This window comes from Pseudomonas sp. AC211, from assembly GCF_979258055.1.
Genome location: NZ_OZ409830.1, coordinates 421,161 through 443,906, shown reverse-complemented (window position 1 = coordinate 443,906; position 22,746 = coordinate 421,161). Strand labels below are relative to the sequence as shown.

15 protein-coding genes, 1 other RNA gene and 4 pseudogenes are annotated in these 22,746 nt (G+C 58.1%); 4 read left to right on the top strand and 16 right to left on the bottom strand.

The window, feature by feature from the left end:
* Nucleotides 1-69: 69 nt before the first annotated feature.
* A complete protein-coding gene (locus ACZZZP_RS02200) occupies nt 70-2,994 on the bottom strand; it encodes a response regulator (RefSeq protein WP_463381664.1) in 2,925 nt (974 codons plus the stop codon).
* Between the two features lie 154 nt (nt 2,995-3,148).
* Here ACZZZP_RS02200 and ssrA point away from each other — a divergent pair.
* Nucleotides 3,149-3,536: a transfer-messenger RNA gene (ssrA, locus tag ACZZZP_RS02195) on the top strand.
* A 111-nt stretch (nt 3,537-3,647) separates the two neighbouring features.
* Here ssrA and ACZZZP_RS02190 read toward each other — a convergent pair.
* Nucleotides 3,648-3,920 carry a hypothetical protein gene (locus tag ACZZZP_RS02190; RefSeq protein WP_463381663.1) on the bottom strand — a complete coding sequence of 91 codons (273 nt, stop codon included), beginning with the start codon at nt 3,918-3,920 and terminating at the stop codon, nt 3,648-3,650.
* Between the two features lie 39 nt (nt 3,921-3,959).
* Nucleotides 3,960-5,609: a malate dehydrogenase (quinone) gene (gene mqo / locus ACZZZP_RS02185; protein WP_463381662.1), complete on the bottom strand. Its 1,650-nt coding sequence runs from the start codon at nt 5,607-5,609 to the stop codon at nt 3,960-3,962.
* Nucleotides 5,610-5,950: 341 nt separating this feature from the next.
* Here mqo and ACZZZP_RS02180 point away from each other — a divergent pair, with 341 nt between their 5' ends.
* Nucleotides 5,951-6,187 (top strand): hypothetical protein, encoded by a 237-nt coding sequence (locus ACZZZP_RS02180; protein WP_463381661.1) that lies wholly within the window; start codon nt 5,951-5,953, stop codon nt 6,185-6,187.
* Between the two features lie 75 nt (nt 6,188-6,262).
* On the opposite strand, the gene ACZZZP_RS02175 is transcribed toward ACZZZP_RS02180, so the two are convergent.
* Nucleotides 6,263-6,799, bottom strand: a complete 537-nt coding sequence (locus tag ACZZZP_RS02175; protein WP_463381660.1) for an RrF2 family transcriptional regulator — start codon at nt 6,797-6,799, stop codon at nt 6,263-6,265.
* Nucleotides 6,800-7,092: 293 nt separating this feature from the next.
* On the opposite strand from ACZZZP_RS02175, the gene ACZZZP_RS02170 reads away from it, so the two are divergent.
* The gene (locus tag ACZZZP_RS02170; RefSeq protein WP_463381659.1) at nt 7,093-8,295 is read left to right on the top strand and encodes an NAD(P)/FAD-dependent oxidoreductase; all 1,203 of its coding nucleotides are present in this window, start codon (nt 7,093-7,095) and stop codon (nt 8,293-8,295) included.
* 102 nt (nt 8,296-8,397) lie between these two features.
* Here the strand turns inward: ACZZZP_RS02170 and ACZZZP_RS02165 are convergent, their stop codons facing one another.
* The 3 genes and pseudogenes from ACZZZP_RS02165 to ACZZZP_RS02155 all read right to left on the bottom strand — a co-directional run bounded on the left by ACZZZP_RS02165 (nt 8,398) and on the right by ACZZZP_RS02155 (nt 10,540).
* The gene (locus ACZZZP_RS02165) at nt 8,398-8,844 is read right to left on the bottom strand and encodes a lysozyme inhibitor LprI family protein (RefSeq protein WP_463536925.1); all 447 of its coding nucleotides are present in this window, start codon (nt 8,842-8,844) and stop codon (nt 8,398-8,400) included.
* Between the two features lie 212 nt (nt 8,845-9,056).
* Nucleotides 9,057-10,173: pseudogene (locus ACZZZP_RS02160) on the bottom strand (alkene reductase).
* Nucleotides 10,174-10,327: 154 nt separating this feature from the next.
* Nucleotides 10,328-10,540: a hypothetical protein gene (locus tag ACZZZP_RS02155; RefSeq protein WP_122493102.1), complete on the bottom strand. Its 213-nt coding sequence runs from the start codon at nt 10,538-10,540 to the stop codon at nt 10,328-10,330.
* Nucleotides 10,541-10,832: 292 nt separating this feature from the next.
* Between ACZZZP_RS02155 and ACZZZP_RS02150 the strand changes: the two are divergent.
* A pseudogene (locus ACZZZP_RS02150) lies at nt 10,833-11,818 on the top strand (alpha/beta hydrolase).
* Between the two features lie 74 nt (nt 11,819-11,892).
* On the opposite strand, the pseudogene ACZZZP_RS02145 reads toward ACZZZP_RS02150, so the two are convergent.
* The 9 genes and pseudogenes from ACZZZP_RS02145 to ACZZZP_RS02105 form a co-directional block, all read right to left on the bottom strand.
* A pseudogene (locus tag ACZZZP_RS02145) lies at nt 11,893-13,316 on the bottom strand (mechanosensitive ion channel domain-containing protein).
* Nucleotides 13,304-13,522, bottom strand: a complete 219-nt coding sequence (locus ACZZZP_RS02140) for a hypothetical protein (protein WP_463536227.1) — start codon at nt 13,520-13,522, stop codon at nt 13,304-13,306. Before ACZZZP_RS02140 ends, ACZZZP_RS02145 begins: the two are co-directional and overlap by 13 nt.
* Complete coding sequence (locus ACZZZP_RS02135) at nt 13,485-14,249, bottom strand: LysR family transcriptional regulator (protein WP_463536226.1); 765 nt, start codon at nt 14,247-14,249, stop codon at nt 13,485-13,487. The genes ACZZZP_RS02140 and ACZZZP_RS02135 overlap by 38 nt, the downstream gene beginning before the upstream one ends.
* A gap of 413 nt (nt 14,250-14,662) precedes the next feature.
* The gene (locus tag ACZZZP_RS02130) at nt 14,663-15,886 is read right to left on the bottom strand and encodes a hypothetical protein (protein WP_463536225.1); all 1,224 of its coding nucleotides are present in this window, start codon (nt 15,884-15,886) and stop codon (nt 14,663-14,665) included.
* A gap of 449 nt (nt 15,887-16,335) precedes the next feature.
* On the bottom strand, nt 16,336-16,827 hold the full coding sequence (locus tag ACZZZP_RS02125) for a hypothetical protein (protein ID WP_463536224.1): 492 nt from the start codon (nt 16,825-16,827) through the stop codon (nt 16,336-16,338).
* A 765-nt stretch (nt 16,828-17,592) separates the two neighbouring features.
* On the bottom strand, nt 17,593-18,561 hold the full coding sequence (locus tag ACZZZP_RS02120; protein ID WP_463536223.1) for a lysozyme family protein: 969 nt from the start codon (nt 18,559-18,561) through the stop codon (nt 17,593-17,595).
* Between the two features lie 207 nt (nt 18,562-18,768).
* Nucleotides 18,769-19,347: a hypothetical protein gene (locus ACZZZP_RS02115; protein ID WP_463536222.1), complete on the bottom strand. Its 579-nt coding sequence runs from the start codon at nt 19,345-19,347 to the stop codon at nt 18,769-18,771.
* 73 nt (nt 19,348-19,420) lie between these two features.
* Entirely contained in the window at nt 19,421-20,245 is an 825-nt protein-coding gene (locus tag ACZZZP_RS02110) for a hypothetical protein (protein WP_463536221.1), read from the bottom strand.
* Nucleotides 20,246-20,277: 32 nt separating this feature from the next.
* A pseudogene (locus ACZZZP_RS02105) lies at nt 20,278-22,652 on the bottom strand (type VI secretion system Vgr family protein).
* Nucleotides 22,653-22,746 lie beyond the last annotated feature (94 nt).

The window sequence follows — 22,746 nt, the reverse complement described above, 5'->3', positions numbered from 1 at the left end:
GAAAAGCCGGCGTTCTGCCGGCTTTTTTTGTGGATGGAATTTAGTCGCCGTCAGGCGTCTTGCGTCGCCCTACTGATCAATCACCACCACCTCCACCAAGAGCTTCATCGCCACTTGCCGCAGCTGTTGCAAGTCCACGGGCTTGGCCAGGCAGTCTTGCGCGCCACGGCGCAGCGCGTCGGCGAACACGTCTTCGTCGGCAGCGGCGCTCACCACCAAAACCGGCACATCGCTGAGGTGCGGGGTGCGGCGCAGCAGGTCGAGAATATGCAGGCCATCGCCGTCGGGCAGGTCGAGGTCGAGCAGCACCAGGTCCGGCGTGAAACTTTCGAGCATGGCGTACGCGCGCTGTATGGACGCGGCACCACGTACGTCCGCCATTCCGCGCAGGCCTTCCTGCAATACCCGCATGCACGCCGGGTGATCTTCCACACACAGCACGGCAGCCAATTCCTTGCTTTCCTTCGCGGCAACGGCGCTCGACGGCGCGCTGGTTTCCGGTGCGGCAGCGCTAGGCAGGTCGATCCAGAAACGGCTGCCAATGCCGGGCGTGCTCATCAAGCCCAGCTCGCCATCCATCAACTCCGCCAGTTCGCGGCTCAGCACCAAACCGATGCCGGCGCCGGGGATGGTCGAATTTTCCCAACCGAGGCGCTGGAACGGTTGGAACAGCCGGCTCTGTTGATCGTCGGTCAGGCCCGGCCCGGTGTCCTGCACCCATAGACGAATGCCGCTGGCGCGCACTTCGTAGCCGAGGCTGACCATGCCTTGCGGGCTGTTGTATTTAATCGCGTTGGACAGCAGGTTGAGCATCACCTGCCGCACCCGACGGACATCGGCCCAGACGTACATGCCGGACTGTTCCGACGCCATCACTTGCAACTGCTGGCCACGTTGAGAGGCTTCCGGCTGCACCAGCTCGGCACAACTGCGCAGCAGCTCCGCCACGTCGACGGAGGAAAACTGCAATTGCTGGCGCCGGCTTTCGATGCTGGAAAGGTCAAGAATGTCTTCCACCAGCGAGGTCAAATGGCGACTGGCGTTAACGATCTCGCGGGCATAGTCGGCCTGCTGTTCGGCGCCGGGCTGCTCCTGGGCGTCCAGCTCGATCAATTGCGCAAAGCCGTAAATGGCGTTGAGCGGTGTGCGCAACTCGTGGCTCATGCTCGACAGGAAACGGCTCTTGGCCTGGCTGGCCTCTTGCGCCTCCAGGCTGGCGCGGCGCAGGTCTTCCTGCACTTGTTTGAGCCCGGAAATATCCACGTGGGTGCCGGCCACGCGCATGGGTCGACCTTGCGCATCGCGTTCCAGCACTTTGCCGCGACTGAGCAGCCAGACGTAATTGCCCTCGGCGTCGGCGAAGCGATATTGCGCCTCGAAGGTGTCTTCGGTGCTATCGGCAAAACCGAAACGCAGCTGACGCAAGCGGTCAAGATCGTCGGGGTGCACGCGCTGGTTGAACTCGGCAAATGTCAGGCACTGGATATTCAGGCCGTAACGCTTTACGCCACGGCCCCGCACGGTAATGGTCATGCTCCGCGCCTCGACTTCCCACAGGCTTTCGGTGGTGCTTTCGAGCACCAACTCCAGCTGTGCTTGGGCTTTGAAGCGCTCGTCTTCGCTGGCCTGGAGTTGCTGCCCGGTCTTTTGGGCCGCCTCGGCCATGTAGGCCAGCTCGTCGATCTCGATGTCGGTGGACTGCGGCTTGTAATTGCCTTTTCCCAGCTCGCCCATCATGTCCACCACATCCGCCATGGGCTTGGCCAATTTGGCCGTCAGCAGCCGTGAGCGGCGCCACATCCAGGCGAAGAACAGTAGGTAGAAAAACACCAGACCGGCGATCAGCAGGTAGCCAATCTGCTGATAGCGCTCGGCCAGATTTTCGGTGGCCTGGAAGATGTTTGCTTCATCCACCACAACCATCAACCGCCAGCCGGTTTGCGGAATTTCGCTCCAGGCCACCAGTTGCTTTCGGCCGCCCAGCATCACTTCTTTCACATCACTGCGGCTGGCGGTCATGGCTTGCAGCAACGGCTGCAAATCGCGGCGGTCTTTCAGGTCGAAGTCGTCGGGCTTGAGCACCTCACGCCGCACCGCTTCGGCGTAGCTGTATTCGGTCAGTTCGTTAAGGCCGAAATCCTGCTCGCCGGCAGCGGGCAAGGCGATGACTTTCTGATCGCGGCTGACCAGCACGGCATAGCCATGCCAGGGCACTTGCAGGTTGCCGATTTCGCTGACCATCTGACCGACCGTGATGTCGAGCCCCACCACACCTTCAAGAAAATTATCGCGGTACACCGGCGCCACCGCCGACATCATCCAGCCTTGGCCGGCGGGGTCGAGATACACGTCGGTCCACACCACCTTACGCTCGGGGTTGTGCTTGGCGTCGGCCAAGTAATAGAAGTTGTAATCAGGAATCACCATGTCGTGAACATAGCGATCCGGCGTCATGAAGAACGGGTAGATGCGGTTGTAGCTGTCCCAACTGTTGAAATACAGGGCCGACACCAGCGGGTTGGCGTCGCGTATCCAGCGCATCAGTACGTCCACGCGGGACAGGCGCAGCACCTTGGCGTGGTCCTGTTTTTCCAACGGTGTGGCGTTGGAATAAAACGACGCCGCACGCCCCTCGTCGCGATGGCTGTAATGCACGCCGTCGGGCGTTGTGGAATAGCGTGAGCGCTCCAGTGCATCGGCCTGATACGTCAGGTCGGATAACGCGCGCGTGGTCGCGGCCTGGTAGATTTTTGTCTGCGCCTCCAAGCCCTCGAGGCGCCGGCCAATGATCTCGCCCTCGCGTTGCACGGTGCCGGTTAAATCCTGGGCAGCGCGCTGTTGCAGGTAGTCCAACTGGGTATCGCGAATGGCGGTATTGGTGAGCAGGTACACGGCAATGAGTACCGACTCCACCAGCACCAGCGGAATCAACGCACTTTGCAAAAACGCGCGCCAAATCCATTGGCGCAAGGGGTAACGCGGGCTACACGGCATAGGGCAGGTCTCAGCAATAACTGCACGTTACGACAGAATACTTATGAGCCTAATCTTATAGCCTGTTGGCGCCGATGGCGTACGGCAAGCTGGTCGACGCGCTGGAACCTTTGCAGTAGACTGCCGGTCCCAATCGTTGACCACGATAGGTTTTGGGGCCGATTAGGATTCGACGCCGGTTACAAAACTTGAGGGGCATGCCGAGTTGGTAACAGAACTCGTAAATCCACTGTTGCAAAACTCTATAATTGCCAATGATGACAATTACGGTGCCCAACTAGCTGCGTAAGCAGCCTAGTCGCACTTCTGGTAGCTTCGGCTCCAGCAATCATGAGGGGATGTCTGTAAACCCAAAATGATTGTCATATAGAACAGAATCGCCGCGTAGTACGTTGTGGACGAAACGGCTAAAACTTACACAACTCGCCCAAAGCACCCTGCCCGTCGGGCGGCTGAGGGTTAACTCAATAGACACGGCTAAGCATGTAGAACCGACAGCAGCGGACTGGCGGACGGGGGTTCAAATCCCCCCGGCTCCACCAAACAAAAAAACCCCGAAGGCGAAAACCTTCGGGGTTTTTTCTTTAAGCGGTGGGCGAGCGAAGTTGCCACTCCAACCGCTACGACGCTGAACCGTCTATTTAGCGCAAACGTCACTGCACGTCCCCAGGCAACCGCAGCGAAGCCAGATTGACGCAATCCTTTTCGTTGCGCTCAAGCCCGTCGCAGGTGCGTTTATAAGCTTGGTCAGCGGCATCTTTCAGCAGATTCCAATCCGATTCGCAGATCACTCCGCGCGCTAGCAGCTCATCGGCGCGCGTCATCAGGGTTCGATGGAAATCCTTCGGGAAGCCCAGGCGGTACACGTCGTCTTCGAGCAGGTATCGCCAAGCTGCCATTTCCTTTGCACGTTCGGTTTCATTCATGGGCGCCGTCCTGCTCATCCCTCAGGCTCTTCGCCTGCATCAAGGGTTCAAGTCGGGGTCTTGGTTTTGGTGCGTTTCACCCGGCTCTCCAACCGGCCCGGTCGGCTGCGGCACCTTTTCTTTGTTGATGCCGGGCGGTGGTGCCAGTTGCAGCACTTCGCTGGTGTACGCCCACTCTTGCTCGACACGTTCGGCACTGTCGTTTAGATGAGTGCCGTAGCTGGGAATAATCTGATGCAGCTTTTCCTGCCAGGCGGGCGTTTCTACTTGGTCTTTGAAGGACTTTTTCAGCACTTCAAGCATGATCGGCGCAGCGGTCGAAGCGCCCGGCGAAGCACCGAGCAGGCCGGCGATGGTGCCGTCCTGGGAGGTGACTACTTCGGTGCCCAGTTTCAGCACACCGCCTTTGTCTTCGTCTCGCTTGATGATCTGCACGCGCTGGCCGGCCTGTACCAAGTGCCAATCCTCTTTCTTGGCTTGTGGGAAGTACTGTTGCAGCGCTTCGAAACGGTCATCGTCCGATTGCATGACTTGGCCAATCAGGTACTGCACCAAGTCGAATTCACGCAACCCGACGCGAGTCATCGGCCAGACGTTCTCGGTGGTGGTGCTGCTAAAAAGATCCCAGAACGAGCCCTCTTTGAGGAATTTGGTGGAGAACGTGGCGAACGGTCCGAACAAGATCACGCGTTTGCCGTCGAGCACGCGGGTGTCCAGGTGCGGAACCGACATGGGCGGCGCCCCAGTCGGCGCGATGCCGTAGGCCTTGGCCATGTGCTGCTCGGCAATGGTCGGGTTTTCGGTGACCAGGAACGAGCCACCTACCGGGAAGCCGCCGTATTCGTGAGCTTCGGGTATGTCGGATTTCTGTAGCAGCTTCAACGCACCACCACCGGCGCCGACGAAGAGAAACTTGGTATCGGTGGCGCCTTCGCTGCCGTCTTTCAGATTCTTGTATTCCACGTGCCAGGAGCCGTCGTCGTTGCGGGTGATGTCCTGCACTTCGGTGGACAGTTTCAGCGCGAAGTTCGGCTGGCTCTGCAAATGGCTGACGAATTGACGAGTGATTTCGCCAAAGTTCACGTCGGTGCCGAAGGGGGTCCAGGTGGCGGCGAGCTTCTGGTTGGGGTCACGGCCTTCCATCATCAGCGGCACCCATTGCTTGATTTGCTCCGGGTCTTCGGAATATTGCATCGGCCGGAACAGCGGGCTCGCCTGCAGCGCCTCGTAGCGTTTTTTCAGGAATTTGATGTTGTCGTCACCCCATACAAAGCTCATGTGTGGAGTGGAATTGATGAAGGAACGCGGGTTTTTCAGCGCACCCTTTTTCACTTGCCAGGCGAGGAATTGCCGGGTGATCTGGAACGATTCGTTAATCTCCACCGCCTTGCTGATCGAGACGTTGCCGTTTTCGTCCATTGGCGTGTAGTTCAACTCGGCCAATGCCGAGTGACCGGTGCCTGCGTTGTTCCAACCGTTGGAGCTTTCTTCGGCCACGCCGTCGAGGCGCTCGATCATTTCCATCGACCAACCAGGCTCCAGCTCGTTTAACCAGATCGCCAAGGTCGAGCTCATGATGCCGCCGCCCACGAGTAGCACGTCCACCTTCTTCGTTTCTTCGGCAAACGCGCTTTGCAAACCGAACGAAACAAACAGCCCTATCGAGGCCAGCTTAAAAGTCGTGTTCATGAATCACCTCTAAAAATCAGGGCACATACGCTTGGGAACGGGTCGAGCGGACAGCCTCTAAGGGTCTTAAAAAGTGGCAGCGGCTTCCCACGCTGCCGGCGAAGCGAGGCGAGGAAATCTGCAGAAGTCAGAGAGTCGACGGCGAGGCTTCGGAGTTTGTTCAACCTCTGTGACCGTCGGCCGCGAGGTTGCGAATTCGACCAAAAGCACGTCGCCGCTTGCCGAACCCCTAAGCGAATCGCTGCAGAAACGACGCGGGGTACGAGCAACGACACGGTGTGAACGATTTTCTTGACCTACAGATCAATTAGTTATCCGTTCACATGCAAAGGAAACTCGTCATGCCCCAATTCACCATTCATTACCGCTTCGAAGCCGAGCCTCGCTCGCACGCCATCGACACTGGAAACGGCCAACTCAGCCAGGCGCAGGCGGTGCGTCATCTCATTGAGCTGCACCATGGCGATGCGGAGAACAGCCTGCTGATGCCGGATGCCGAAGCCAGCGAAGCTGAGGTGCTGGAGCAGGCTGAAGTGCTTAAAATTACCGATGTGCAGGTCAAAGCCGGCAGCGAATAGCGCTTTGCAGCTGCAAAAAAAACGCCCGCTTCGTGAGAATGCGGGCGTTTTTTTATTCGGCGTTCAGGCGCTTGCCTATTCCGTGTCAGAGACGGGCGGACTGGCTTTCCCGTCGCGCTGCTCATCCCACCAGCGCATCACCTGCTCGCCAAATTCGGGCGGCGCTTTGCGGCCGAAGCGACGGGCAACGTCAAGCACGGTTTGCTGCGCCAGCGCTTCTTCCATGCGTTTTTGCGCCGTGAGCATCACCGCATGAACGCCGCAGGTTCCGGCCATTGCCCACTCGGGCGGGGAGCCGTCAAACACAGCGCAGCGCTCGCGCACGTTGCGGCAATCGAAGATGGATTTATCGCCATCAATGGCACGCACGATATCGAGCATGGTGATCTCGTCCGCAGGGCGCGCGAGCTTGAAGCCGCCGCGTACGCCCGTGGTGGCAACCACCAACTCGGCCTTGGCCAGCCGGGTGAAAATCTTCGCGAGCAGTTCCGGCGGTACGCCTTGCAATTGCGCCAAGGCACGCACGCTGGCCTCGCGGCTATCACCCTTCTCGTCCGCTAACCACAACATGCAGTGGATGCCGTACTCCACACCTGCGCTATACAAAGCCACTTAACACTCCGACTGATTTGGTCGCATAATGATGCGAAAGCTCTGATATTTTATCAACAAAAAACACATTTCATTTTTTACATAAACGCAATTATTCACACGCAAGCAACTGTTATTTAAGGAGAAATACACCAAACACGCAAAGCCTCATCTTTTAGCCTAAAAAATCCACTTGAAGCGCATAACTCCGACAACTATAGTCGGCGTTACGAGAGCAACAGCCTGCCCGGGCCTAAGGCGATTGATGTACTCGTTCTTCAGCGACTTTCCCTTCCAACAAAAGAGATAAGAACATGAAACAACGCATTCTGATCGTCGGCGCGGGCTTTGCGGGTATGTGGAGCGCCCTGAGCGCAGCACGTCTGCTGGACCAACACCATCACACCGACACCGAAGTAGCGGTGCTCGCACCGCAAGCCGAGCTGCGCATTCGCCCGCGTTTCTATGAGCCCAACGTTCACGGCATGACTGCGCCGCTGGGCGAACTGTTCAACGCGGTAGGTGTTCGCTTTGTGCAGGGCAGCGTGGAAGAAATTGACGTCGCCGGCAAGCAGGTCGGTTACCGGGACGGCGCTGGCGTTCTCGCTACGCTCACTTACGACCGCCTGGTATTGGCCAGCGGCAGCACGGTATGGCGGCCAGAGCTGCCAGGGCTTGAGCACGCGTTTGACGTCGATCAAATCGAACACGCCATGCAGTTGGAACAGCACCTGAACGCCCTCAGCCAACGCCCTGTCTCTACGGCGCGCAACACCGTGGTGGTGGCGGGTGGCGGATTTACCGGTATCGAAACGGCGACCGAAATGCCGGCGCGGCTGCGCGCAGCACTCGGGGCCGATGCGGATGTACGGGTGATTGTGGTTGATCGCGGCGGCCAAATCGGCGGCGCAATGGGCGACGGTCCCCAGCAGCTTGTTGCCCAGGCGTGTGAAGAACTGGGTGTCGAATGGCGGCTGAACAGCAGCGTCGCATCGGTAGACGCCACTGGCGTGACCCTCGCGGAGGGTCAACGTATCGAAGCCCACACCGTTATCTGGACCGTCGGCGTGCGGGCCAGCGCCCTCACGGCACAGGTGCCTGGCGAGCGGGATAACCAAGGCCGCTTGCACGTGGACCGGAACCTGAAGGTGTTGGGCCAGGCCGACGTGTATGCCTCGGGCGATGTGGCCTACGCACAGGTCGACGACAGCGGCAATCACGCGCTCATGACCTGCCAACATGCCATTGCCCTGGGCCGCTCCGCCGGCAATAACGCGGCCGCCGACTTGCTGGGTGTCGCGCCTATTGCCTACAGCCAGGTCAAATACGTTACCTGCCTGGACTTGGGCGCTTGGGGAGCGGTGTTTACCGAGGGTTGGCAACGCGAGGTGAAATTTGTGCGCGATGAAGGCAAGCGGATCAAAAGTGAAATCAACGGCTTCTGGATTTATCCGCCTAAAGCCGATCGCGCTGAAGCGTTAGCGGCAGCCGATCCGTTGATTCCTGTGGTGGCGTAAGCGGGAAAACAGGCACACCAAGCCCGTTGTTGCTCCCCGGCGAATGCTCTGCCGCGCGTGCAGGATTCTATGAAGAGAAGTCCTGCACGCGCGACGGACCTTCTACTTTTTCTGGCAGTGCATCGGCGTCGCCTCATAGCCCCAGACAACCGTTGCGCCGTCGTCATGCAGTTCGAACGATTCATTGCGGCCCTGGTACTCGCTGCTAGCGCCCATCGAGCGTGCGAACATCAACGAGGTGCTGTCGCCGTAGCTCGCTATCAGCGTGGAAGGCTGTGTCGGGTAAAACGTGGCGGTGACGACGTTGGTGGCCTTGTTGTCGCAGACAAAACGTATCGGCCCCTTACCCGCCACCAGCGCGTAATGCGCCTGCAGCTCGGCGATGCGGCGCCGGTAGCTGTCGGTCAGGCACTGGTTTTTGTCACCGGTCTTCCAGCATTCATCACGCGCCTTCAGCCAGCCACGCTGCTCTGCTTTGAGAGTGGGCGGCTTTTCGCTTTTGGCCTTGACTTGGGCCTGCTTGTAGACCCGCGCCAAGTCATCGTCCAGCGCACTCAGCGCAGGCGTTTTTACACACTAACGCTTCAACGCTGCCGGCGGCCACCTGGCGCAGTTGAACGATGCCGCGTTCGCGTAACTTACCGGCCACAGCGCCGAAAAAAGCGCCAGGCCAAACACTCGAAATTTCAGATTCATCATGCCCCTCCCCGTTAGACGACCCCCGATTGAGCAGCCTGATACCAAAGCCAGCCGAGCTGATTTCAGGCCGGTTCGACCGTGTCAGCATAACGCGGGTAGTCGCTGTAGCCCCGCTCGTTACCGCCGAATAGCTGACTGGCGTCAAAGCCTGCCAATGGCCAGCCATGGAGCAGCCGTGCGGGCAAATCGGGGTTGGCGACGAAGGCTTCTGCCGAAGGCCACCAGGTCTGCAAGGCCCGCAGTCAAAATGGCCTCGGCGCGTTGCAAGTCGTAGCGTCCAGCCACAATTACCCGACCGTGATAAATCGCCCGCAACTGGTGACGAAAGTCTTCTGGCACCTGCGGTGCGTCATCCCAATCAGCCTCGGCTAGGTGGATATAACTCACGCCCAAGCCCTGCAGTTTCTGCGCAGCCAACAAAATCGTCGGGATAACGTCAGGACAATTCATACCGCGTGCGGTGATAAAGGGCGCCATACGAACGCCGGTACGCGCCGCGCCAATTTCCTCGGCGATACCGCTGGCCACTTCATACAGAAACCGCACGCGATTGTCGCGGCTGCCGCCGTACTGGTCGTCGCGTACGTTAGAAGTGGTGCGCAGGAATTCATCGATGAGGTAGCCATTGCCGGCATGGATTTCCACGCCATCGAAACCCGCGGCTATCGCGTTGCGAGCGGCGCGGCGGTAGTCGCCAATCACTTCGCTGATACCTTCAAGCGACAACGCGCGCGGCATGCTGACATCGACCATGCGGCCCACACCGTCGTCACCGACCACCCATACCTGCGCGTCGGCTTTGATGGCCGAAGGCGCGACCGGCGTTTGGTCGGCGTGAAAGCTGTGGTGCGACATACGCCCCACATGCCACAGCTGGATGAAAATTCGACCGCCCTGCGCGTGCACCGCGTCGGTCACGCGCTTCCAGCCGGCGACCTGTTCTGCGTTGTAGATGCCCGGCGTAAAGCTGTATCCCTTGCCTTGCGGGCTTATTTGCGTGGCTTCGGTGACGATCAAGCCGGCACTGGCGCGCTGGGCGTAATACTCGGCCATCAGTTGATTGGGCACGTCGCCGGGCTGGTCGGTGCGCGACCGCGTCATCGGCGCCATCACGATTCGGTTAGGCAGTTGCTGCGTGCCCAGTTGCAGAGGTTCAAACAGGTGAGAAGCCGTGTTCATGAGGCGATTCCTTGATTAAGTGACGACGGTAAACGTGGCCGTACCATCACCGATCTCACAGCGGGCAAACACCCAGCCGCCTAAGAAGCACCTTCAAGGAATGATTAAAAATGTGCGCTTTCTGCGACGCGTAGTGAGCGCGAAGGGCGCTCAGTCAGAAAGACGACTTGGCATTTGGCTCGCGCTCCGAATGGTGCACGCGGCAACCTTTGCGCTGACGAATTTCCTCATCACTGGGGCGCACATGCTCAAACTCGAAGACCCCGTCGCTGTAAACCACGAGGTACCCCCATTCCAACTGCATTTCTCCCTGCCCCGGTAATGGCGGCTTGGCCCACCACGGCTCTCGACTGACGATGGTTCGCATACTTCCCCCTCACTGCAACGGGTCGACGGCTTCAGGCGTTTGACCCCTTAACCCTAGATTCTTCTGCGTTTCTGTCACGCCGAAAACCCACGTGCGTTCGTGCAACAGCGCCCTTGCAGTTCTGCAAAGTGCCCGTGCAGCCCTGTCTATTCCGAACCTTGAGCCGTGCCGCCATCATTTGCTCACGGTCTGGCACACAGCGCAGACCCACCTTACGGCACTACCTAATTCGGTCTCTCAATTCTTTAAGGAGCTTCACCATGAAACTGCAAAAACCCTGATCGCCGCCGCCATGACGTTATCGTTCAACGCCGCGTTTGCCGCTGGCAGCCCGGGCGTGGAGCAGGACACTCAGGCCTTTCTGCAGGCCCTGGAAGCCGGTGGCGGCAAGCCGCTTGAGCAGATGACGCCAAAAGATGCACGCGCGGTGCTGACTGGCGCACAGGCTTCGGTGAAGTTCGATCTTTCCGATACGCAGGTCGAAGACAAAGTCATCAACGCCGACGGCCAGAGCATCAAGCTGACCATCGTTCGTCCGGCCGGCGTTACCGGCACCTTGCCGGTCTTTATGTTTTTCCACGGTGGCGGCTGGGTGCTGGGCGACTACCCAACCCACGCTCGTTTGATTCACGACCTAGTGGTGAATTCTGGTGCGGTCGCGGTGTATGTCGACTACACGCCGTCGCCTGAAGCGCACTACCCCACTGCCATCAACCAAGCTGTACGCAGCGACCAAATGGGTGGCTGAGCACGGTCAGGAAATCAATGTGGACGGCACTCGCTTGGCCGTTGCCGGTAATAGCGTGGGCGGCAACATGACCGCTGCCGTGCGCGCTGATGGCGAAAGAAAAAGGTACGCCGAAACTGCGCTTCCAGGCCCTGCTGTGGCCGGTGACGGATGCCAACCTGGAGACGGGTTCGTATAACCAATTTGCCCAAGGCCACTTCCTCACCAAGCCGCTGATGAAATGGTTCTGGAATAACTACACCACCGACGCCAAAGAGCGCGCCAACATCCACGTATCGCCGCTGCGTGCCAGCCTGGACCAACTCAAAGGCTTGCCGCCAACCCTAATCAAAACCGCCGAGTTCGACGTGCTGCGTGATGAAGGCGAAGCGTACGGCCGTAAGCTCGATGCGGCAGGCGTGGAAGTCACCACCACCCGCTACAACGGCATGATCCATGACTTCGGTTTGCTCAACCCGCTGGCCCACATCAGCGGCGCGAAATCGGCGATGTTGCAAGCCGGTGGCGAACTGAAAAAACACCTGCAATAACCCAACGCGGAAAACCAAAAAGCCGCCGACGCGAAAACGTCGGCGGCTTTTTTTCATGCCTGCGAAACGGGCCGCTAGGTACGCTGTAACCAACTTAGGAATTTGCCCTTCTTCACTTCTGCCGGCTTTTGCAACAACAACGAATCGGTGGCGCTCATGCGAAAGGCGTGCAGCTTCGTCAAGGCGCTCGACACCTCAGTGCTTTCTTGCAGGCAATGCTGAAACTGCTCTTTTTCGATGAGATAAATAATCGCGGAGGTGAGTGCAACGAAACGGCCATGGGACGGCACGCCGTCGGTGACGCCCTCCTCGCCCAATACTTCGCCGGGGCCCATGCGCCCCGCCTCGACGAAATCGCCGCCATTGGCCGGCACCGACGCCGACACCGCACCGGTGCCGATCACCATCAGATGCTCGGACACCTGCTCAAAATCCAGCACCACTTGCCCGGCCACAAAGCGTTGCGCCTGCATGTGCTGGCTGAGTTCGTCTTTCTGATCGCCGCTAAGGGATCTGAAGATTTTCACGTCATCCAATACCGCACGCATCCGGCTCGCCGGCACTTCGCTGCCGCGCTGCACGCCCGCCGCTTCGAGATGCCGATGGGCAAGGTCGAACATCAGGTTGCGCGCTTCGGCACTGCTGCTGCCCGCCGCGATAAAGCCGCTGGCTTCGTATTCAACCGACTCCAGATCCGAACCTTTTACCGAGACACGCCCCGGCGGCTTTGGCAGCAAGGCGCGAACGCCCTGCAAGGTTTTTTCCAGCGCCTCGATGACCACGCGTGGACGCACAGCGGCGGGCACGCTGATGCTGATGGAAACGCCCCTGCACATTGGCCGCGCGATTGAGGTTGATGACCTTGGTTTTTGCGGCCACCGAGTTGGGGATCACCACTGTGCTGCCCTGCGCGGTGCGCAGGTAAGTGGCGCGCCAGTCGATCTCAATAACCTGGCCTTCCACGCCGTCAATGCTGATCCAGTCATCCAGTCGATACGGCTTGGTGGTGTTCAGCACGATGCCGGAAAACACATCGCTCAAAGTGCTCTGCAAGGCCAAGCCGATGACGATGGCAACAATGCCCGAGGTGGCGAGCAAGCCCTTGACCGGCAGTTGCATCACATACGCCGCTGCGGCTACGGCGGCGAGCAGGAAAATCAGCGCCCCGAGTACGTCTTGCAACAGCCGTCCGGTATGGCCGCTGCGCGGCATCAGCACCACGCCCATCAGCACCGTGCCCGCGCGCGCGAGCATCAGCCACCAGGCGATGCCCAATACCGAACCGAGCACATTCAGCGCCGGCGTCTGCCAGGGCGGCGGCAGCAACAGGCTAAGACCGGCTTCAACAATCACCAGGCTGTAAGTGAGGAAAAACACCACACGCAGCACGACGCGCCAGAGTTTGGCGTCGGCCCGGCAGCAGTCGCCAGGCGGCGATGTCCACCAGCAGCAAGGCGGCGGCGATTAGCAGCAGATGACTGTTGATCAGCTCGAACATGGGTCTTCCTGATTCAAAGGAGGCGGCGCCGGCGCGCGACATTCACCGCGCAAGCGTACAGCGTCTTTTTCGAACACGTCTTTCAACCAGTTGGCCACCGCCTGAAAACGGCCGATGCGCCCGGCGTCACGGTGGCTCAGCAACCAGACTTCGCGGTGCACTTCCACATCATCGCTGAGGCGGCGCAGGCCAATGCGATCGCCCAACAAGCACGGCAACAACGCCGAGGCCCAAACCGGTTTCGCAGGCATTGACCAACGTGCTCACGCTGCTGACCCGCAGCGGGTAATGAGCCAGTGGGGCGATGTCGCGCAGCCAGCGCATCTCGGCCATCTCCGACAATTCTTCGCCGTAGGCCAGCCACGGTTGCTCGCACCAGAGGTCGCGGGGAATGTCGGCGAACCGCTCGGCGCCATACACGGCAAAACCCAGCTCACCGATTTTGCGCATCACCAACGCAGCGTCATCATGCGGGCGCGCCAGGCGCAAGGCGAAGTCTGCTTCGCGACGGGTGAACGACAGCGCCTGATTCGCCACCAGCAATTGCAGCTGCAGCTGCGGATGGCATTCCATCAGCGCCGGCATGTGTTCGACCAGCCAATGGCTGAACAGGAAATCAATGGAGGTGATGCGCACCGGCCCGGCCACGCCGTCGGCCTCGCTGCAGGTGTCGAGCAGCATGCTTTTCACATCACCCAGCACGCGCTCGGCATAGGTGAGAAACACCGTGCCCGCTTCCGTGGCGTGGTAGCCGGAGTTGTCGCGGATAAACAGCCGGCGCTGCAACGCCGACTCGGCGGCCGCAAGACGCCGGCTCATGGTCGACGGGTCGATACCCAGGGTGCGCCCGGCCGCGCTCATGCTGCCCTCGCGCGCCAGGGCCAGCAGGAGCGGAATGTCGTTCCAGTCAAAATTAGTAGCGTCGGGCCCCACGGGTACTCCTTGTCCTCAGAACGAGGTGACAAACAAACCGGCATCGTTACCGCAAGTTAGCGGACAAGGATAGGATTTTGGTGCTGACCTGGGGAAGGAATTTGCGGACGAAGCAGAGCATTGAGTTAAGGGAGCTATCTACCGCTCATAGCAGCGCCATTGCACAGCGCCCTCTTCCCGGACAGCCACCGGTGCAAGCGGCCATATGCGCTGGTCGTAGTGGGTCTGCGAGGCATGCATGTTCCAGCGCCTTCCACGCAAACGCTGGGTCACACTCTCTCCACTCGTGCGCGCAGCATCAGATCCACGGGCAAACAAAGCGGCATCGTCAGGCTGGGTAGCGAATACAAGAGGAACCAGGTGCTGGCCTGGAAACGAATTTGCCAGCGACAAGCACCTGTGAATCTGCGGGTTCAATCGTTCGAAAATGGCCGGATCACTGTGCACCACAGCGGCTGGTCAGCAACGCCTTCACCGCTGACGGTCAACTGCGGTCGCGCCGTCGCCGACGCAGCTTCAACCGCAGCACCGACTGCGAGCCAAGCAGCGCAGCTGCCGGGCTGACCGAGCACCCAGTCGAGCCGATGCATCCCATCCTCAGCCGTCAACGGCATCGCAAGTTCGCTTAGCGAAGTGGCCAGCTCTTTGTCACGACTGGCGCCTATGCCGGCTGACCATACCTGCTTAATCGCCCGAGCTTCGAGTGGCACCCAGTCCAGCGCCTGGTTAACCGCATAGCTCAACCCAGCCTGGCTGGGCGCGTGTTCTTGCTCCGGACGATGCAAATAAGCCAACGGCGTGGCTGGCGAGGACGTCACGTTCCCGATCAACAACCCCACCGCGACTTCTGCACTGTCGGCTACTACCGCAGGCGCTACTTGCAGCGCCACCACCAGCAACAGACTATCGCTTTGCTCATCCGAATCGAGCCGACTCTCCACCACGGCGAGACCGCTTGCGTTCATGCGCATCGCCCGTTGCTGGATACCTGCGACACGCCACGCTCGATCCCATAGTGCTTGCGCGTGGTCGTCCGGTATATCGCCCGTGATTTGCAGCAATAAATCCACGGGCTTATTTGCGGGAAGCAACTGCAGCGCGGGGGCCAACTCAGCTAAGAGCTTTGTCAGCAGAGCCTCAATAACCTGCGCGGGCGTATCGCCTTCGTCACGCGCAAGATGGCTATGACGCGAGTGCTCGCCTGCCCAGCTTGGCTGAGCGCGTACGGCGGACTTTCCGCTACTCAATGCAGCCACCTGAGCCTTCCCGTTGCGGTCGTCACTGTCGCGCAGTGCGGTATGCAAGCTGACCGCCAACACGTGCTGAAAACGCTGACCAACCTGCATTGCATGAGCAAGGTCTCGCTGCCGCATGTCCTGCCAGGTATCTCTGATACCGAAGCTAATAACCAACGGGATAGCGCGCGCGCCAAGCAAAATCCACCATATTAAGAATGACCCGCCAAGGTTTTTTAACCAAAACCGCACAGGCAACGGCGCCTTAGGGTTGTCCAGTAGGAGCAACTGAACCGACATGAAAACCAAGACACAAAGTATCAACAGTAAAAACCAAACAAGAGCGCTCGGACGACCTGGGTTCAGTGCGGGTGCAAGCACCTTATCGATTCTGACCGCCATCAGCTAGCGCCCAGGGTCGGTAACGAAGACATCAGCAGATAAGCACGTTCGGGCTGCTGTTTTTGGAAAGTGAAAGGCAAGTCTCTTTCGCAAGATGAAAGATCGCCTCGCGCGATAGCGGTGGGGCCATGACCCGAAAGGCGCAAAAATGACCGTATCGGCCATCCGTGCGACCCCCAACTTGTCGAACGTCATTCGAGGAACCCGAAAAGTGCAGCATCGTCATTAATTTTAATGCCTACGTGCATGATGCCTTTCATAATAAAACCTCTTTATTAGACATCAAAAATTCGGAACGGAAAAAGCATTAAGCTAAGACCGACCCTTGTAAAAGTTAGCAAAAAGCGAAACATGCGCGTTAATATCAAATTTATTCATTAAAAAGCACAAAACTGGAGTAGATTAATTTAAGCTGCCACAGATTGAAACTATCTTCAGGAGGGGCTCAGTTACGGAAGCCAGAATTTGTTCTCGCGCGCATAGTCATCATCCATATCTATAATTGCTTTACTTGGGTATTTTTTATCGCCGAAAGAGTTTTCACGGCACTGGATCAGATCTTCGCTCTCATTACTTTTTCTAGATACGAGAAAAGCCACGGCACCATACTTCTCTTCTGGCACACCAAAAATATATGCTCGCTCGTCATCCCTGTAACCAAAATAAGTTGTGTACGTGCCCAGATCAGTCCACCGGCAATAGGAAAGCGCTCGGGTGAATTTGATAGAGAAATCAAGTTTTCCTCGCGTACGGCTCCTGTAAAATACGGATTCATCGCCATTCCCGCAAATAGATCGGCTTGACTTTTCTGTTCTTAAATCGCAAGTGGCGATCATGATCTCATCTGAATTACAGAGGCTCTCGTCTTCGGCCCCTGAGTTTTCGGAGCCCGCGCCGCTAATTAATGCGAATATGTAAGCTATATAAATATTTCGCTTCACTTCAACGCCTCCTCACAAAGTTTAAACGCCTCTTCACGCTCCTGGAGGCCCATGGGTGCCGCCATTCACGTACCTAGTTACTTTTTTTACATCCGCAAGTCCTCCTCCCTGTTCCGCTCTTACCGCATCGCGTCCCCAAAACCAAACCGCGGACCTTATAGCCGTCGGCATAATATTTAGAGGAAAAAGGGGACAGATTTATTTGAGTCCTAGGTTAGAACAGCTTAATAAATCTGCCCCTTTTAACTCAAGATTCAGGACCCGGACATAATAACTCCGAATGAAAATCCTATAGATCTGACCCGACAACATTTGATTCATCTCCTCCCCAATTAATCCAGCCCGCCGACATTAAAATTAATACCTAACGGGCGTACATTCGAGGGGCTTCATCATGCCATCCTTAACCGCAATCATGCACTTCCGCTTCTGCTCACCCGTGGGCTCTACGGGGGTAAATCTTAATGTGAGGTGAAGTCCGTCCTCTTCAAAATAAATTTCGTCAAACCCGGCATCTGCGTACTGATTAGAAAAATTTTTTACCTTCGAAGTCGCATAAGTTCATCCGATCTAAAACATTCCACGGTGATTTAGAGGTTAAACGCTGCACCTCTAGACAGTTATTTTCAAACGTTTTAACGTAACGAATGAGTGCCCCGTCGATCCTTCTCGACCCTGCTTCATATACAGCAGAATAGTTGATATTAGCTGCACTTGAAGTATTCGAAAATGCAAAAATTGCGAGCAGCCATAATGTACGATAGATCATGAATTTTTACTCATGTAATTTACCCGCCTCACGAATCTGTCATGCGGAACGCCTAGCCAAGACTCTCGAATACCCAGTGCTTGCGTAAGCTCGTCAAGGTCATTGTTTACAACGTGGGCTTGTATAATTTCTCTAGAACTGGCTGTGTAGTCGCCGCGAAAAATCAGGTCGACTACCACATCTTGAATTTTACTATTGGTGGTTTCCCAATCAAATGATCCATATTTATCTTTGGTATCTTGCTTGTTTGAGATTCGCACGACTTCTCTCGACATAAAATCGTAGATTCGCAAGAACAATTGATATTGTTGTCTTCTTGTTATTTTTTGCTTCTTGATGTTTATTGGGCTCTCGAGGAGGTACGCTTCAGCATACAAACTGCTTAATCCTTTTGCATTAATCAACCAGCTATATAATGGCTCGAAAACTCCCACTGCACGTAAGTCACCCTCGGGGTCCGGCCGCTGCCCCAGATCATAGCCGCGGCCAATTGTTACCCCAGATGCTCCACCAGGCCAATGTGCAACCCTGCTGAAGTACTTGTAAATAGGGCTGGATTCGTCCTCCACATCATTGCCTTCCGCATCAAACGTCAGTTGCCCACGCGGAACTTTCAACCACTTTTCGTCGTTGTCATCGTTCCACTCGAGAAACGCCTTCAACCAAATCGGATGAAAGTGATACATCTGCCCATGCCCAGGCAACCCTAACTTCTCTCCTGCCTCAGTCATCCAGTCAAACTGTTCAATTCGTTCTTTCTCCGCCTCCCAGTTTAGGTTCTTGCTTATATTGCTTCGGTTAGTCAGCTTATCCAGCGCACTTAGTTTTTGTGGGCGGTACATCCATTCGCTTTCGCTGAATAAAATCACGCTGGCAACCTGTTGCGCATAGGCGGGAAGTTGGATGGCTTGCTGTACGTCGTTGGCGGTCAGTGGGTGGCCGTTGTCGAGGTCGATTTTTTTCATGAAGTGCAGTTTTCAGTGGTCCTTGGTCGCCTTTTGCGGCCATGCGCCCAAATCGGGTCAGGTCTTCTTCGTTGAGACGGTTTATGGCGCAAAGCTGGGAAGCGAACAGCTGTTCCAGGGAGTTGCTGTTGAACACGATTTCCCAGTCTTTCCACGCCCAGGGGCTGTGCCATTCGACGCCTTCCGCGTGTTCGCATACCCAGCCGCTCAGCAGGGTTCGATTGGCGTCGTGGAACAGGCCGTCCAGTCGGTACCAGGTACGGGCCGCTTCGCCGTGTTTCGCTGGAACACGGATTTTGTTTTCGGCAGGCAGGGAGTCGATGAGGTTGCGGGGCAGCAACAGGGTGCGGCGCTCAAGCTGTTTTGCCAGTATTTGCTCGGTGGCTGGGCGATGCCGAAGTGGGGTTGGTCGGCGACTACCATCGTGCCCTTGGGGAAGTGCAGCCAGGTTTTTTCCGTGTCGGGCAATTGTTGCGCCCAGGCGCGGCTTGCTTCGATAAAGGCCGGTACGCCGCTGGGGCTGAATACCTCCAAGTGCAGTTTCTTTTCTGGCTGGTGCTCGCCAACATCCTGATACCGGCCGATGTGGCCGATCAGGTCGCCGGCCTTGATGGGTACCGGTTTTTCCAGCACCACGGTGTGGTTCTGCGCCTGGGGTTCACGCACGCGTTTCAGCGACTTGTTAGCGACGTACTGGTTGACGCGTTCCAGTTTGCGAAACTCGCCTTCGCCGCTAACGGTAATTTGGGCAAAGTGGGGCAGCTTGCCGATAATTTCGCTGTTCACGTTGGCTCTCAGCGCGAGACGCTTAGCACGCCGGGATAGGTGTCGACCCAATGCTCGCCTTGCGCGGTTGGTTTTAGAAACCGGGCGGCGACGTAGCCTTTGCTTGCCTTGAGCATCCTGCAGGTAGGCCGGGCCAACGCCTTCGAGTTGCACGTACTCGCCCTCGGTACACACCTTCACAGCCGTGCCCCGCGGCAAAAACCCGAGCACCGCATTCCCTGTATCTCCCCACACCGTTGCACCGCGCTCGTCCCGCGGGCGCGCTGCCGCAGCGGTGTCGTACGGGTTGGCGCGGCGCAGGTCGTTGGCGTGTTCGCTTACCTCGCACGCAGGTGGCAGCGTCCAGGAAGTCGGGACGCGGCGTGAGCGGGGCGTCTTTGTAATCGGCCCAGTCCTGCAAATGCATATACAGGCTGTACAGGATCAAGCGCGGCGGCGTGTCGGAGCTACCCGCAATCGGCGGCGGCTGAAGGCTATGGCGAACCAGCACGAAGTTGCGCGAAGCCGGCTTGGCGATGGTCTGGCGGTTATCGCTGTAACGCACGGTTGGCGACGTTTCATCGATGCGATAGGCCACCGCTTCACCGTCGGCGAGGCAGTGCACGCTGGTTTGGTCCAACGTGCCGGCGGTGCCACCGTCGAAATGCACGCCGTTATGCCAAAGGCCATTTCGTCCCAGGGGGAAGTAGCCGGAGGTGGCTTTGGCCAGTTGGGTCAGTTGCAATAGCGCAGGGCTGGTGTCCTTAAATGGGTGACTCCAGTTTTGCACGGGCGCCAATTCCGGATACGTCGGCGCAGCGGGCGGTGTCGGGCAAAGGGGCATGGGTGTTTTAGGGAACACCGCGTCTGGCCCGGATATCGCCACGGCTTGGCGGAGTTTGGCGATTAAGCTGAACATCGTTGCGAAATGCTCCTGATTTTAGCCGGCGTTCAACCGGAGAAGCCCACGTCGTCGGCAGACTCGGTGTGCGGTTCAGTCAATGCCGGGAGAGTGGTTCTAGCGGCGGCCGACGTGGCTGGGCCGCTCTTGTTTAGGTGCGCGGCCTTGATGAGAAAATCCCCGCTAGTCCCTGACTCAATGCCGTGCCCGTCAATGGCGATGTAACTCCCTGCTCCGTTGAGCAAGATTTTCTTTTTGGCTGTGATGTGAATTTCATCGTCGGTGCTGGTGATGCTCAGCGTGTGCCGCGCCAGCAATTCAAGCGTGTCGTTTTGTGCCTGGACGGTGATCGGCCCCTGGTTGGCGATCAGTTTGATGCCGAGCTTGCGCACGAACAGGCTCAAGCCCTGCCCCACACCGATGAATAGACGCCTGGCGACGCTGATGTCGGCTTGATTGCCGGCGTTGACCATGACGTTGCGTCGGGCGGCCAGCTGCAGGTGCTCGCCGCTGACCAGGGCGATGCCCTGCGGCGCGCTAATGAGGGCGACGGCGGCTTTAAGTTGATCCAGTTGGTCGCGCATCAGGCTCAACTGCGCCTGCACGTCCGCCGGTTCGGCCGTTGCGGTTTGCGCATCGTCCGAGAGCTGTCGCAACTGCTCGCCGGCTAGCTGCAGATGGTCCATAGCGGGGCGCATGTCGAGCATCGGGCCCTGCGCGCCGGCTTGTTTGTCGGCGCTGATAAAGACACCGGCGCCGGCCCGAATTGCGGCATGGCCGTCGGTGCGCAATTCGGCCCCTTCGCCACGTTTTGCTTTCTCGCCGTCTACCAGGTGCCCGAGGTTGAGCTGGCTTTTGCCGCTGTGTTCGGTGCTGAGTTTGATGTGCTCTTCGCCGCGGGTGTCGTCCAGCCGCAGCTTGTTGTTGCTGGGTGTACGCAGCACGTTGCGCTTGTGGTTGCGCCGGGTGACGAGGTCGGGATGCTGACTGTCATGCAGCGCATGGGCGATATAAGGACGGTCCGGGTCACCGTGTTCAAACGCAATAGCCACCTCGGCGCCCGCAAGCAGCGGCATGTGCAGACCGTAGGTATGGCCAGCGTAGGGCCGTGCCAACCGCAGCCACAGGCTTTCGTTTCCGGCCGCCCAACTGGCGCGGTCGAACAGGAACCTGACTTTGTAGCGGCCATGAAGGTCGATGTGACCATAAGGATCGTTAGCGTTTTTGGCAGTGATGCGCGCAGGAACGGTGCCGGCAATGGAAGGCTTGGCCAATAACGGCGGGCGGAAGCAGTAAACCCGCGAATAGGGAATGGCCTGGAAATGCACGTCGAGGCTGCTGTCTCGCGCCGCATCCAACGTCAGTCGCGTGATAACCGCACCCGCAGAAAATGCGTGTGGCGCGCCACCATTACCTTCAGCACGTGCCCCGCCATCACGCCGGCATGGGCACTGACGCCGCTGAGCCGAACCTGGTTATTGAGGTACTGCTCATGGCGCAAGCGGGCGAAAAACGCCCCGGTTTCGGTGGGCACGTGTGCGCCAGTGGCATAACGGTCCCCTATCTCGCGGTAGGGTTCGTTGAATAGATAGGCGTGGCCGTGGGTGCTTTTTGCGCCCTGGCTGAGATCTATCTCGGTGTCCATCTGCGCAGCGGCATCGGTGTAAACGTAACTGCGAACCGCCACTTCGCGCTCAACGACCTGATGGTTGCACTGTAAGTCCCACACTGCGTCTGCGTCGTCACTGCTCACGCCCGACGGCGTGCGACAAGGCAATTCAAGCCCGAACGTATAGCGCGACTGGTCGTCATGAAACTCGATCACATCGATTCGCAAGCGGTCATCGCTGACGAAACGAAACCAGATGCCAACCTCAGCGAGCAGACGGCAGATAAACGCCAAGTCGCTTTCTGCGTACTGCATCACGTGTTCGCGCTGGGGATATTCGCGAAGCACGTTAAGAAAAAAGTCCTGACCGCGAAATCCATGGCGGTCGCGCAAAATGCTCTCGACGATCTGCGGCACGCTTTGCTGCTGATACACGCAGAACTGCTGCCCACGACCGAGCAAGGCGAAGCGCGGCTCCAGCGTCACTTCATAGCGCGCCTCGTCGCGCGAACTGGACAACCGTTTAAAGCCCGTCAGCACGCCGTACAGCGTACGCAACGGTTTTGCCTCGGGCATCTCGAAGCCGCGCAGCGGTGGGGGTTCAGGCCGGGCAAAAAGACTGAAACTGGCCTGCTTGCCAAGCAGTTGTTCGGCGTCGATATCTTGCGCCGTGCACGTGAATTCGATGGCGTAGCGAAACAGCTCGCTAAGGCCTTCGTCGCCCCGGAAAGCCAGAACGTCGAGGTGAAGGTCGTTATCCCAAACCCGCAAAATATGGCGGCTGTGGTCGAAAAACGGGCGCATGAAAAGCCTCATCGCGATGAGCGCGTGCGATATAAACGCAGGCGCAAAAAACGAGCGAGAAGCGAGGACCACTCGGCTCGTTGGCGATGAAGTAGAACTGGCGAGC

Coding starts and splice junctions, on each gene's coding strand:
- ACZZZP_RS02130 (WP_463536225.1), bottom strand. CDS start 15,886: ATGGCGGTCAGAATCGATAAGGTGCTTGCACCCGCACTGAACCCAGGT.
- ACZZZP_RS02190 (WP_463381663.1), bottom strand. CDS start 3,920: ATGAATGAAACCGAACGTGCAAAGGAAATGGCAGCTTGGCGATACCTG.
- ACZZZP_RS02170 (WP_463381659.1), top strand. CDS start 7,093: ATGAAACAACGCATTCTGATCGTCGGCGCGGGCTTTGCGGGTATGTGG.
- ACZZZP_RS02120 (WP_463536223.1), bottom strand. CDS start 18,561: ATGAAAAAAATCGACCTCGACAACGGCCACCCACTGACCGCCAACGAC.
- ACZZZP_RS02155 (WP_122493102.1), bottom strand. CDS start 10,540: ATGCGAACCATCGTCAGTCGAGAGCCGTGGTGGGCCAAGCCGCCATTA.
- mqo (WP_463381662.1), bottom strand. CDS start 5,609: ATGAACACGACTTTTAAGCTGGCCTCGATAGGGCTGTTTGTTTCGTTC.
- ACZZZP_RS02180 (WP_463381661.1), top strand. CDS start 5,951: ATGCCCCAATTCACCATTCATTACCGCTTCGAAGCCGAGCCTCGCTCG.
- ACZZZP_RS02200 (WP_463381664.1), bottom strand. CDS start 2,994: ATGCCGTGTAGCCCGCGTTACCCCTTGCGCCAATGGATTTGGCGCGCG.
- ACZZZP_RS02110 (WP_463536221.1), bottom strand. CDS start 20,245: ATGTTCAGCTTAATCGCCAAACTCCGCCAAGCCGTGGCGATATCCGGG.